Here is a 12,252-nt window from a genome sequence, read left to right as displayed (position 1 = left end):
CGTCGCGCCCGTACGCGGTGCCCGGCCGAGGGTGGGACGGACCGGTCCTGCGCAGGGTTGTCCGTACGTGAAATCCTGGCGCACATCCGGTGAACCGGCTCGTCGCACGGGGCGCCCGCTCCGCCGTGCGGGTGACGCCGTCAGGACAGGGGCGACGGCGCCAGATACGTGATCTTCTCGGCGGCCTCGCGGGCCAGCGTGCCCTCCGCGCCCAGCCGGTCCAGATGGCGGCACAGGACCACCGAGCCGCCGGTCGCCAGCGGCGCGTAGAGCCCGTAGGACAGGCCCCGCCAGGTGTCGTACGACAGCCCCGACAGCACCCGCGGCGCCTGGGGCATCTCCTCGGCCGCGGCATCGGCCAGCGCCCGCTCGCCGATCCCCGCGCCGGTCAGTTCCTCGCCGCCGACGGTCAGCGCCGGCGCACCCGCATCCACCGGCACGAACGGTGCGAAGCGGTCGCCCTGGCTCGGCACCTCGACGGCGTAGTCCGCAAAGCCCGCCGGCGGCTGGGGGAAGCGGCCGCCCAGCGGGCGCAGCGCCAGGGCCACCCGCTCCCCGGAGCAGGCGCGCGCCTCCTCCAGCCGGTCCGGTCCGCTGACGACCAGATCGGCTGCGGCCGGATCGCCGTCCACCTCCGCGACCACGCCGACCGACGAACAGGCCAGCAGCCACACGGCGGTCTGCCAGTGCGCGGGCAGCAGCAGCGCGAGCCGGTCGCCGGGCGCGGCGGCCAGATCGCCCTGGAGGTAGTTGGCGGTCTTGGCCACCCAATTGGCGAAGGTGGCGACGGACAGTTCCACCCGCTCGCCGGTGGCATCGTCGTAGAAGGTCACCAGCGGGCGGGCCGGGTCCGCGGCGAGCGCGGAACGCAGCAGGTCGGCGGGGGTGCGATCGGTGGCGTTCATCGCGGCCAGATTACGCGCGGCAGCGGGGTGCGGTGGTCCGGACGGGGCGGATACGGCCACCGGTTCGGCGCAGACCGCCGCCGCCGTTCGGTCGATGCCCCGTCAGATCCGCGATGGCGCAGGGCGCTTCGCCGTGCCACATATACATCCATGCGCCTTTCCCTTCTCACCGCATCCCTCGGCGCCCTGACCGTGGCCGCGCTGGCCCTGCCTTCGCAGCCCCCGGTCGGTGCCGCCCCCGCCCCGGCCGACGACGCGGCGGGCAGCACCCAGTCCGTACCGCTGGACGACCTCGCAACGCCCGCCCCGCGCGCCAGCGAACCCGAACCCGAGACCGTCCCCGGAACCCGGGTCATGCCGGTGCGCGAGGTGCGCCGGTTCTCGCTCCTGGGCGTCGTCTGGGACGACCCCAACGTCCAGCTGGGCGGCCGCGTCCAGGTCCGTACCCGCGCCACCGCCTCGCACGACTGGTCCGGCTGGCAGGACGTACGGACCGACAACGACGACCTGCCCGACCCCGCGTCGGCCGAACGCCGCAAGAGCGGGGTACGGGGCAGCACCGCCCCCCTGTGGACCGGCGCCTCGGACGCCGTCCAGCTGCGCATCGTCCCGGACGGCAGCAACCGCGCACCGGCCCCCTTCCCCGGGGGGTTGCGGCTGGAGCTGGTCGACCCCGGCAGCGCACGGCCCGCCGGCCCCGCCGCCGAACTCCGGCCGCTGGGACGGGCCCAGGCGCAGGCCGAGGCGCAGGCGGAGGCCCAGGCAGCCGGGGCCCGGACCAACCCCGTAAAGACCTACATCGGCCCCCGCCCGCGCATCGTCACCCGGGCCGGCTGGGGCGCCGACGAGACCCTGCGCGAACCCACCCCCGGCTTCACCGGCCCGGTCAAGGCCGCCTTCGTCCACCACACCGCGACCGGCAACGACTACAGCTGCGCCGATGCCCCGGCGGCGATCCGCGCCATCTACCGCTTTCACGTCAAAAGCAGTGGCTGGAAAGACATCGGCTACAACTTCCTCATCGACAAATGCGGCGTCATCTACGAAGGCCGCGCGGGCGGCGTCAGCAAGTCCGTGATGGGCGCGCACACTCTCGGCTTCAACGACGACACCACCGGCATCGCCCTGCTGGGGACCTTCACCGACACCGACCCCTCCAAGGGCTCTCTGGAGGCCCTTTCGGCCCTGACGGCCTGGAAGCTGGGCCTGTCCGGCGCCGATCCGCGCGGCACCGTGGGCCTGACCTCCGCCGGCAGCAACCTCTTCAAGAAGGGCGAGGTCGCCCAACTCCACGTCATCTCCGGCCACCGCGACGGCTTCCGCTCCGCCTGCCCCGGCGACCGCCTCTACGACAAACTCGACACCGCCCGCACGGACGCCGCCCGGCTCCAGGGGCGCTGACCTGCTGCGTCCGGTTACGGTTACCGTCCGGTACGGTCCGTTTGTGCCGGAGATGAACCACCCTCGCGTGCGCGCCGTCCTACCGATCACGACGTGCGCCGGGCACCGCCCGTGTCCCGGCGCACGCCGGTGTCCGTGGAGCGGGGGCGAAAGCCCGTCTGCCTACACTGGTCGGCCGTGTGCCGACCCCAGCAGGAAGCAGAGACGACAAGGTGACTGAAGCGATCCTCCTGGTCGGCGGCAAGGGCACCAGGCTGCGCCCGTTGACGGTGCACACGCCCAAGCCGATGGTCCCGGCGGCCGGTGTGCCCTTTCTCACCCACCAGCTGGCGCGGGCCCGTGCCGCGGGGGTGACACACATCGTCATGGCCACCTCCTATCTCGCCGAGGTCTTCGAGCCGTATTTCGGCGACGGTTCGGCCATGGGCCTGCACCTGGAGTACGTCACCGAGAAGGAGCCGCTGGGCACCGGCGGCGCCATCCGCAACGTCGCCGGGCGTCTGCACTCCGCCCCCGGCGACCCGGTGCTGATCTTCAACGGCGACATCCTCACCGGCCTCGACATCCAGGCCCTGGTGGGCACGCACCGCACCTCCGGAGCGGATGTCTCCCTGCATCTGACCCGGGTCGAGGACCCCCGCGCCTTCGGCCTGGTCCCCACCGACGACACCGGCCGGGTCACCGCCTTCCTGGAGAAGCCGCAGACCCCCGAGGAGATCGTCACCGACCAGATCAACGCGGGCGCCTATGTCTTCAACCGGTCGGTGATCGACACCATCCCGGCCGGGCGGCCCGTTTCCGTCGAACGCGAGACCTTCCCCGGGCTGCTCGCCGACGGCGCCCACCTCCAGGGCATGGTCGACTCCACCTACTGGCTCGACCTCGGCACCCCCCAGGCGTTCGTCCGCGGCTCCGCCGACCTGGTCCTGGGCCGCGCCCCGTCCCCGGCCGTCCCCGGCCGCCGCGGCGAGCGCCTCGTCCTGGAGAACGCCGACGTCGCCCCGGACGCCAAGCTCACCGGCGGCACGGTCATCGGGACGGGCGCCGTCGTCGGCGCGGGCGCGCGTATCGACGGCAGCGCCGTCCTGGAGGGCGCGGTGATCGAACCGGGCGCCCGGATCCGGGAGTCGCTGATCGGCGCCGGGGCGCGCATCGGGGCCCGTACGGTCCTGGACGGCGCGGTCATCGGCGACGGGGCCGAGGTCGGCGCCGACAACGAGCTGCGCGACGGCATCCGCATCTGGTGCGGCGCCCGGCTCCCGGCGGGCTCGGTGCGCTTCTCCTCCGACCAGTAGGGCCCGGCTCCGGCCGGCGGGGCCCGGCCCGTTGTCACCCCCATCGCCTAATCTGGCCGCATGCCCGCCCGCAGCTGGGTGCCGCCCGGCCCGTACGACCTGCACCGCACCCTGTGCGTTCTCCGGCGCGGCCCCGGCGACCCCGCCTTCGCGCTGCGCGGCGACGAGGTGTGGCGCGCCTGCCGTACGCCCGAAGGCCCCGGCACCCTGCGCCTCGCGGCCCGCCCGGCCGCCGGTGCGGTCGAGGCCCAGGCGTGGGGTCCCGGCGCCGACTGGCTGCTGGAGCAGCTGCCCGATCTGCTGGGGGCGTCCGACGAACCGGACCGGTTCACCGCCCGGCACCGCCTCGTCCACGAGGCGCGCCGCCGCCACCCCGGCGTCCGGCTCGCCCGCACGGGCCTCGTCCTGGAGTCGCTGATCCCCTCGGTCCTGGAGCAGAAGGTCACCAGCGACGAGGCATACCGCGCCTGGCGGCTGCTCCTCCAGCGCCACGGCGAGCCCGCGCCCGGCCCGTGGGAGCGGATGCGGGTGATGCCGGACCCGCGGGCCTGGGCGCTGATCCCCTCCTGGGAGTGGCACCGGGCGGGCGTGGACGCCAAGCGGTCCTCGGCGATCCTGCGCGCGGTCCGCGTCGCCCGCCGGATGGAGGAGGCCGCGGGGATGGACCTCGCCGCCGCCACCCGCCGCCTGACGGCCCTGCCCGGCATCGGCCCGTGGACCGCCGCCGAGACCCTCCAGCGCACCCTCGGCGCCCCCGATGCCGTCACGGTCGGCGACCTCCACCTGCCGAAGATCATCGGCTATGCCCTCACCGGGCGCCGCGGCACCACCGACGCGCAGATGCTCGAACTCCTCGCGCCGTACGAGGGCCAGCGCCACCGGGCGGCCCGGCTGATCCTGCTGTCCGGGGTGGTGCCGCCGCGGCGTGCGCCGCGCTTCCCGGTCGGGGACATCGCCCGTCTCTGAGCGCCCTGGATCTCTGAGCGCCCTCAGCGCACCACGACGAAGTCGTCCACGGGCCGCGCCGGGCGCTCCCCGGGAGCCTGGGCCGGCTGCCCGATCGCCACGGCCCCCATCGGCTCCCACTCCTGCGGCAGCCCCAGCACCTCCCGTACGACGTCCCGGCAGAACATCGTCGACGAGATCCAGGCGGACCCCAGCCGCTCGCCCGCCAGCGCGACCAGGAAGTTCTGGATCCCCGCGCCGTGCGCGACCACGAACATCTCCCGTTCCGCCGCGCTGCGCCGCGCATCGGGATAGCGGTGCGAGCCGTCCATGACCATGCAGGGCACCGCCAGATACGGCGCCCGGCGCAGCACCTCGCCCCGCCGCACCCGCTTGGCGACGGACTCCTCCGAGAACCCGTCGCGGCGCAGATCCGCGATCCAGGCGTCCCGCATCGCGTCCAGCAGCCGCCTCCGCGCCGCCCCGGACTCCAGCAGGACGAACCGCCAAGGGGCCGTGTGATGCGGCGCGGGCGCCGTCAGCGCGGCGGCCACCGCCCGGCGCACCGCACCGCCGTCCACCGGGGCGTCGGTGAAGTCCCGCACCGTACGGCGCAGCGTCACCGCCTCCCGTACGGCCTCCGACGTCCCCAGCCGGAACATGTCGTCCCCGGCGTCACGGACCATCGCCCGCGCCCCCTCGCCGTCTCCCGCCTCCTCGACGACATGGGGGAGTCCGCGCACCACGGCGACCGGCAGCGCGGCGGCCTTGCCCTTCACCAGGTCGCCGGCGGCGGCCAGTTCATCGGCGGTGGCCACCACGGTGGCGGTGAGCGGATTGCCGTACGCGTCCGTGCCCCCGCGCAGATCGTCCAGAACGCGGATGCCGGCCGCCCCGATGGCGACGTCGGTGAGGCCGCTGCGCCAGGGCCGCCCGAAGGTGTCGCTGATGACGACGCCGACGTCGACGCCCAGTTCGGTACGGATGCCCTCCCGCAGGGCGCGCGCCGAGGCGTCCGGGTCCTCGGGCAGCAGCAGCACCGTGCCCGAGGGGGTGTTGGAGGCGTCGACGCCGGCCGCGGCCATCACCAGCCCCTGCCGGTTCTGCACGATCCGCAGCGTGCCGCGGCGAGCCACCACCCGTACGGTCTCCTGGTCGATCGCCGCCTCGCGGTCGGCGGCCTCGGCCACCCGGCCCTCCGCCTTGCTGACGATCTTCGAGGTCACCAACAGGACGTCGCCGTCGGCCAGTTGGGGCATGTCCGAGCCGGCGACCGCCGCGACGATCAGCTTGACGAGGTCGTCGCCGGGCCGCACCTCGGGAATCCCCGGCACCGCCCACACCCGGTAGCCCGGGGCGTTCATGCCGCGGCGCTCGTTCACGCCCGTACCTCCTCGGCCAGCGCCAGCGCCTCGCGCGCCATCGCGGCCGTGGCGTCCGCGTCCGTCATCATCAGCGGCACCGCCCGGCAGCGGATCCCGGCCGCCTCGACGCCGGCCACCGAGCCCGCGTCGACGGTGTCCACCAGCCAGCCGTCCAGCAGCCCCGAGCCGTAGTGCTGCGCCACCGCGGCGGCCGTCGCCTCGACGCCCACCGCCGCCAGCACCTTGTCGGCCATCCCGCGTACGGGCGCGTCCCCGACGATCGGGGAGAGGCCGACCACCGGCACCCCGGCGTCCGCGATGGCCTCCCGGATGCCCGGCACGGCCAGGATGGTGCCGATGCTCACCACCGGGTTGGACGGCGGGAAGAGCACCACATCGGCGTCCGCGATGGCCTCCAGGACGCCGGGCGCGGGCTTGGCCTGGTCGGCGCCGACCGGCACCACGGCGTGCGCGGGCACCGAGGCGCGCAGCCGCACCCAGTACTCCTGGAAGTGCACCGCGCGCTGTTCGCCGTCCTCCTCGATGGCGACATGGGTCTCGACCCGGTCGTCGGTCATCGGGATCAGCCGCACGCCCGGCCGCCACCGGTCGCACAGCGCCTCGGTCACCGCGCTCAGCGGATATCCGGCGCCGAGCATCTGGGTACGGACGATATGCGTGGCGAAGTCCCGGTCACCGAGCCCGAACCACTCGGGCCCCACGCCGTAGGCGGCCAGCTCCTCCTTCACCCGGAAGGTCTCGCCGGTCCGGCCCCAGCCCTTGTCCTCGTCGATGCCGCCGCCGAGCGTGTACATCACGGTGTCGAGGTCGGGACACACCTTGAGCCCGAACAGATGGATGTCGTCGCCGGTGTTCCCGATGACGGTGATCTCCGCGTCCGGAACCGCTGCCTTCACTCCCCGCAGAAAGCGGGCGCCGCCGATACCGCCGGCCAGAACCACAATGCGCATGGCAGACAGTGTGTCAGTCGAAGACTGTCGTTGAGGGGCGGTGGTCGGGCGACGGGTGGGCCTGGCAGGGCCTGCCGGCTAGGGGGCCAGGGTCTCCTGGGCTTCCTGGGCCGACGGCGCGCACTGGGCGATGGGGGTCCCCCCGGTCGAACGAAGTTGAGACTGGGGGCGCATGGGCATCTCGGTCAGCCCGGGGAAGTAGATGTGCAGGCTGACGGCGGGCGTGAGCGCGTCGTTGACGACCTCGTGGACGTAGCCCGGAGCGAAGACCTGCTGCGCGCCGGGGGAGAGCGTGCGCGGCCCCTCGGGCCGGTGCTCGGTCAACTCGCCCTCCAGGACCGTCAGCACGCCCGACGAGCGCCCGTGGTCGTGCCGTCCGCTGCCCTGGCCGGGCACCCAGCTCAGCAGCCAGACCTCGTAACCCGGTCCGATGCGCAGCCGGCGGTACCAGCGGGTGGTGGCGTCGTAGCGGACGAGGGGGGCCCAGCTGTCGCGGTCGGCGGCGATGGCGCGGGCCAGGCCCACGAAGCCGGCGACGGTGGCCGGGTGGGCGGGGACGGGCGGCAGCAGGTGGGGGATGGCGAGCGGGTCGCCGGCGATCTGGACGTCGCTGTTCATGGGGTGGTGGGTCCTTGGCGGAAGAACGGGGTGTCGCGCGAACGGAGGTGCTCCCGGCGGTGGCTGGGGGGAGCGTGCGCCACGGCGCGAGCTGTCCCGGTAGGGGGCACGGCGCGGACGCGGGGAAGGCGGGGCCGCCGCGGGGTGGTGCGAGCGGGAGGGGGCCGGAGCTCAGTGGCTACAACAGCAAGAACAGCGACAGCGACACAGGTCCTGCGCAGCGCGGAACGACCCGAGGGTGCGGGCCGGGCGGGGCGCGGAAGTCACTGACATGCGGACAAGGAGACCGGGTTCCCGCCGCAATGTCAACCGGATGTCGGGTTTGGCGCGGATGGTTCACCTCATCCGGTTACGCGACCCGGAGAAAGGTTTGTGCAGCCCCCGGGCCGGAGATGTCGCCCACCAACCGCGCCTCCAAACGCCGTTGCGGTCCTGTGATCCGTCTGTGATCTTCCCCGCTTCGGCGCGCGGGGTGCAACGCGAACGCCGTCCGATGGCGTCTCACGTGACGAGAAGGAAGAGCCGGGCGATTACACCCGGGGAAGTGTCCTGGTTTTTGGTGATTTGAACACTTTCCGCATACGCTTGGTTCCACAGAGTGAATAAGAGGCCCAATAGCAGATCTCGGCTTGACTGGCCCGGATCAGCACACTTGTAATTTCACTCGTGTCGTTCAGCCAAAAACGATCACGGCTGGATCACGGGGACGTAAAGACAGACGAGGGGCGCACATGACCGAGCTGTTCCAGGAATTGCTGGTCGAGGAGGCGGACGAGGAGCTCGGCTGGCAGGAGCGCGCACTGTGCGCCCAGACCGACCCCGAATCCTTCTTCCCGGAGAAGGGGGGCTCCACCCGCGAGGCCAAGAAGGTCTGCCTCGCGTGTGAGGTCCGCTCCGAGTGCCTTGAATACGCGCTTGCCAACGACGAACGCTTCGGAATCTGGGGCGGACTGTCCGAGCGCGAGAGGCGCCGGCTCAAGAAGGCCGCCGTCTGACGATGTCACGGCAGCCCCCGATGCCCGCGGCGCGTGGCCCCGTACGGCCCGCCGCCGTACCGCGCCGACTCCCCATATCCCCCGATAGCGACCATCCCGCCTCCGGTGCCCTGACGGCCGGAGGCGGACTGCTGTGTACTGCCGTGCACGGACCCGGTCGGGGCGACGGCGCGAACCATTAGTGTGGAGCACCGTCCGAGATGCGCCGCCGCCCTTCGGGGCCCGCGCGTCGCCTCGTAGTCCGTCGCAGTGTCTGCCGGGGGCGGGGGCCTTGAGCGACTTCGCCCGGGCCCCGGACTCCCGGGTCCGGAGGGCCCGTACCTCGATGTCCGTGCACAGCCAGTCGGCGGCCCAGGCCGCCACATACCCAGCTGACACCCCTCAGTTCCCGCGGCACGTCGTCACCGCCGTGATCGTCTCCCACGACGGTGCCCGCTGGCTGCCCGACGCCCTCGCCGGGCTGCTCGGCCAGGAGCGCCCGGTGCAGAACGTCATCGGCGCCGACACCGGCAGCGCGGACGACTCCGCCCGGCTGCTCGCCGAGGCCATCGGGGACGAACGCGTCCTGCACCTCGCCCGCCGCTCCGGCTTCGGCACCGCGGTCGACGAGGCCGTCCGCACGGCTCCCGTGCTCACCCAGGACGATCTGGCCTATCTGCGCCGCCCCAGCGGCTGGGACCCCGTCAGCCGCACCTGGCACGACGAGGCCTACGACATGCCGGAGCTGCCGCACGGCGAACCGGTCCAGTGGCTGTGGCTGCTGCACGACGACTGCGCCCCCGCGCCCGACGCGCTCACCGAACTGCTGCGGGTCGCCGACGCCAGCCCCTCCACCGCCATCGTCGGCCCAAAGCTGCGCAGCTGGTACGACCGCCGCCAGCTGCTCGAAACGGGCGTCAGCATCGCGCGCAGCGGCCGCCGTTGGACCGGCCTGGACCGCCGCGAACAGGACCAGGGCCAGCACGACCAGATCCGGCCCGTACTGTCCGTCTCCAGCGCCGGCATGCTCATCCGCCGCGACGTCTACGAGCAGCTGGGCGGCTTCGACCGGCGGCTGCCGCTGATGCGCGACGACGTCGACCTGTGCTGGCGCGCCCAGGCCGCCGGCCACCAGGTGCTCATCGCCCCGGACGCGACCCTGCGGCACGCCGAGGCCGCCGCCCGCGAGCGCCGCCCCATCGACTGCGTCGGCCGCTCGGTCGCCAACCCGCACCGCGTCGACAAGGCCGGCGCCGTCTACACCCTGCTCACCAACACCCGCGGTGCGCTGCTCCCGTACGTCCTGCTGCGGCTGCTCCTGGGCACCTTCCTGCGGGTCCTGGCCTACCTCGTCGGCAAGGTCCCCGGCCAGGCGCTGGACGAACTCGCCGGACTCTTCGGCACCCTGCTGCGCCCCGGCAAGATCCTCGCCGCACGCAAACGCAGAGGCCGCCCCCAGGTGGACGCCAAGGAGCTGCGGTCGCTCTTCCCGCCGCCCGGCGCGACCGTGCGGGCCACCGTCGAACAGGTCGCGGGCAACCTCGCCGGCCGCGCCGCACCCGATGTCGCCTCGGCCGGCCGGCACGGCGCGGTGGAGTCCGGACCCGGCGGCGACGACGCCGACTTCCTGGAGATCGAGCAGTTCGCCCGGCTCAAGCGGATCGCCCGCAAGCCCGGACCCGTCCTCTTCCTCGTCCTGCTGGCGGTCTCGCTGATCGCTTGCCGCGGGCTGCTCGGCTCCGGCGCGCTCACCGGCGGCGCGATGCTGCCCGCGCCCGGCAGCGTGTCCGGCCTGTGGTCGGCGTATCTCGACAACTGGCATGCGGTCGGCACCGGCGACGCCGGCTCCGCACCGCCCTACCTGGCCGTCCTCGCCCTGGTCTCCACGCTCTTCCTCGGCAGCACCGGCTTCACCATCACCCTCTTCCTGGTCTGCTCCGTCCCGCTGGCCGGACTGACCGCCTACTTCGCCTCCCGCCCGCTGGTCACCTCCCGGCTGCTGCGCGCCTGGGCCTCCATCGCGTACGCCTTCCTGCCCGCGGCCACCGGCGCGCTCGCGGGCGGCCGCCTGGGCACCGCCGTGCTGGCGATCCTGCTGCCCCTGATGGCCCGCGCCGCCATCGCCGCGAGCGGACTGCGCCTGACTCCTGGCACCCGGCCCAGCTGGCGCGCCACCTGGGCGTACACCCTGCTGGTCACCTTCACGATGGCCTTCACCCCGCTCGTCTGGCCGGTCGCGGTGCTGCTCGGCCTCGGGCTGCTCGTACGGCGGGCGATCGACGGAAGCCGGGAGATCCTGCCCGGTTACGTGCTGCGCTTCCTGGCCCTGGCCGTCGTCCCGGTGGGGGTGCTCGCCCCCTGGTCGCTGTCGCTGTTCGCCGACCCCACGCGCTTCTTCCAGGAGGTCGGGCTCGGCTACGGCGCCGGCTCCGCCTCCGCCCTCGACCTGATCGGCATGAGCCCCGGCGGCCCCAAGGCGGGCGGCGGACTGCTGCTCATCGGCATCGTGCTGGCCGCGCTCGCGGCGACGCTGCGCGGCGAGCGGCAGCCGGCGATCCGTACCGCCTGGGTGGTCGCGCTCGCCGCGCTGCTGTGCGCCGCGCTGGGCAACGCCTCCGGCTGGACCGGCCCGGCGATGCTCGTCTACGGCCTGGCCCTGCTGTGCGCCGCGGCGATCGGCGCCGAGGGCATCCGCACCCGGATGGCCGCCATGGGCTTCGGCTGGAAGCAGCCGGTCGCCGTCCTGATCGCGGTGGCGTCCGTCCTCGCCCCGCTCTACGCCGCCGTCAGCTGGATGATCACCGGCGCGGCCGGGCCACTGGAGCGGCGCAACCCCTCGCAGGTCCCCGCGTTCGTCGCCGAGGAGTCCGGCACCGACGACCGGGCCCGCACCCTCGTCCTCGACGGCAGCACCGGCCACGTCGACTACGCCCTGGTCCGCGGCTCCGGCGCACAGCTCGGCGACGCCGACCTGGCCGCCACCGCCGGCGAGGACACCCGCCTGGGCGGCATCGTCGCCAACCTGGTGGCCGGCTCCGGCGCCGACCAGACCAGCCAGCTCGGCGGCTACGCGGTCCGCTACGTCCTGGTCCGCAGCGGAGCGCCCCGCCAGATGGGCCGGGTCCTGGACGCCACCCCGGGCCTGACCCGCCTCAGCCAGGAGGACGGCAGCGCCCTGTGGCGCGTGGACCGCCGGGTCTCGCGGCTGTCCATCGTGGCGGGCGGCGCCACCGACGGCACCACCGCGGGCCAGGCCGCCGCCCCCGTCCCCGTACCGTCCGGCCCCGTCGAGGCACACACCGACAAGGTCCCCGCCGGCTCCGCAGGGCGGGTGCTGCGCCTCGCGGACGCCGCCGACCCCGGCTGGAAGGCGACCCTCAACGGCACCGCGCTCACGCCCGTGACCGTCGACGGCTGGGCACAGGGCTTCCACCTCCCCGCGGGCGGCGGGCGCCTCGACCTGACCTACGAGAACCCCCTCGGCCACACCGCCTGGCTGTGGGCACAGGGCCTGCTCGCCGTCGTCCTGGTGGTGATGGCGCTGCCGGGCCGCCGCCGGGAGATCGACGACGACCTGCCCGAGGAGGCCGCCGTGCTGGCCGCCGCCCAGGAGGCCACCGGCGACGGCCGCCGGGCGCGCCGCCTGCGGGCCGCCGCGGAGGCCGCCGGACGGCCCGCGGGCCCGGAGGCCGGGGTCCCGGAGGCCCGCACCGGGGAGGAGGAGCCGCCCGCAGCGCCCCAGGAGGCCATGCAGACCGGCGACCCGTACGCCGTGCCGC

The 12,252-nt window shown here is 74.1% G+C and carries 9 protein-coding genes; 5 read left to right on the top strand and 4 right to left on the bottom strand.

What is annotated here, in order from left to right:
- Positions 1–140: 140 nt before the first annotated feature.
- On the bottom strand, positions 141–905 hold the full coding sequence (locus SNA_RS03845; protein ID WP_044363230.1) for a TIGR03089 family protein: 765 nt from the start codon (positions 903–905) through the stop codon (positions 141–143).
- A 150-nt stretch (positions 906–1,055) separates the two neighbouring features.
- Here SNA_RS03845 and SNA_RS03840 point away from each other — a divergent pair, with 150 nt between their 5' ends.
- From SNA_RS03840 to SNA_RS03830, 3 genes are all read left to right on the top strand, one after another.
- Complete coding sequence (locus SNA_RS03840) at positions 1,056–2,306, top strand: peptidoglycan recognition protein family protein (RefSeq protein ID WP_030068544.1); 1,251 nt, start codon at positions 1,056–1,058, stop codon at positions 2,304–2,306.
- A 212-nt stretch (positions 2,307–2,518) separates the two neighbouring features.
- Positions 2,519–3,601, top strand: a complete 1,083-nt coding sequence (gene manB, locus SNA_RS03835; protein WP_030068543.1) for a mannose-1-phosphate guanylyltransferase — start codon at positions 2,519–2,521, stop codon at positions 3,599–3,601.
- Between the two features lie 60 nt (positions 3,602–3,661).
- Positions 3,662–4,567: a DNA-3-methyladenine glycosylase family protein gene (locus tag SNA_RS03830; RefSeq protein WP_030068541.1), complete on the top strand. Its 906-nt coding sequence runs from the start codon at positions 3,662–3,664 to the stop codon at positions 4,565–4,567.
- A gap of 23 nt (positions 4,568–4,590) precedes the next feature.
- Here the strand turns inward: SNA_RS03830 and SNA_RS03825 are convergent, their stop codons facing one another.
- The 3 genes from SNA_RS03825 to SNA_RS03815 all read right to left on the bottom strand — a co-directional run bounded on the left by SNA_RS03825 (position 4,591) and on the right by SNA_RS03815 (position 7,499).
- Positions 4,591–5,910 (bottom strand): coenzyme F420-0:L-glutamate ligase, encoded by a 1,320-nt coding sequence (locus tag SNA_RS03825; protein WP_030068540.1) that lies wholly within the window; start codon positions 5,908–5,910, stop codon positions 4,591–4,593.
- Between the two features lie 14 nt (positions 5,911–5,924).
- Positions 5,925–6,881 carry a 2-phospho-L-lactate transferase gene (cofD, locus tag SNA_RS03820; RefSeq protein ID WP_030068539.1) on the bottom strand — a complete coding sequence of 319 codons (957 nt, stop codon included), beginning with the start codon at positions 6,879–6,881 and terminating at the stop codon, positions 5,925–5,927.
- 78 nt (positions 6,882–6,959) lie between these two features.
- On the bottom strand, positions 6,960–7,499 hold the full coding sequence (locus tag SNA_RS03815; RefSeq protein ID WP_030068537.1) for a cysteine dioxygenase: 540 nt from the start codon (positions 7,497–7,499) through the stop codon (positions 6,960–6,962).
- 731 nt (positions 7,500–8,230) lie between these two features.
- Between SNA_RS03815 and SNA_RS03810 the strand changes: the two genes are divergently transcribed.
- Together SNA_RS03810 and SNA_RS03805 are read left to right on the top strand one after the other, a co-directional pair.
- Positions 8,231–8,494 (top strand): WhiB family transcriptional regulator, encoded by a 264-nt coding sequence (locus SNA_RS03810; protein WP_003983763.1) that lies wholly within the window; start codon positions 8,231–8,233, stop codon positions 8,492–8,494.
- Between the two features lie 325 nt (positions 8,495–8,819).
- Positions 8,820–12,252: glycosyltransferase family 2 protein (locus tag SNA_RS03805; RefSeq protein WP_044363223.1), on the top strand; the 3,433-nt coding region annotated here is incomplete at its 3' end.

The sequence above is a fragment of the Streptomyces natalensis ATCC 27448 genome, from assembly GCF_000935125.1.
Classification (GTDB): Bacteria; Actinomycetota; Actinomycetes; order Streptomycetales; family Streptomycetaceae; genus Streptomyces; species Streptomyces natalensis.
The sequence above is the reverse complement of the archived record's forward strand: the minus strand, read 5'-3'. Positions and strand labels throughout refer to the sequence as shown.

What these genes read in the sequence shown, in the direction of transcription:
- SNA_RS03845 (WP_044363230.1), bottom strand. Translation starts at nt 905, where the DNA reads ATGAACGCCACCGATCGCACCCCCGCCGACCTGCTGCGTTCCGCGCTC.
- SNA_RS03825 (WP_030068540.1), bottom strand. Translation starts at nt 5,910, where the DNA reads ATGAACGCCCCGGGCTACCGGGTGTGGGCGGTGCCGGGGATTCCCGAG.
- cofD (WP_030068539.1), bottom strand. Translation starts at nt 6,881, where the DNA reads ATGCGCATTGTGGTTCTGGCCGGCGGTATCGGCGGCGCCCGCTTTCTG.
- SNA_RS03810 (WP_003983763.1), top strand. Translation starts at nt 8,231, where the DNA reads ATGACCGAGCTGTTCCAGGAATTGCTGGTCGAGGAGGCGGACGAGGAG.
- SNA_RS03815 (WP_030068537.1), bottom strand. Translation starts at nt 7,499, where the DNA reads ATGAACAGCGACGTCCAGATCGCCGGCGACCCGCTCGCCATCCCCCAC.
- SNA_RS03840 (WP_030068544.1), top strand. Translation starts at nt 1,056, where the DNA reads ATGCGCCTTTCCCTTCTCACCGCATCCCTCGGCGCCCTGACCGTGGCC.
- SNA_RS03830 (WP_030068541.1), top strand. Translation starts at nt 3,662, where the DNA reads ATGCCCGCCCGCAGCTGGGTGCCGCCCGGCCCGTACGACCTGCACCGC.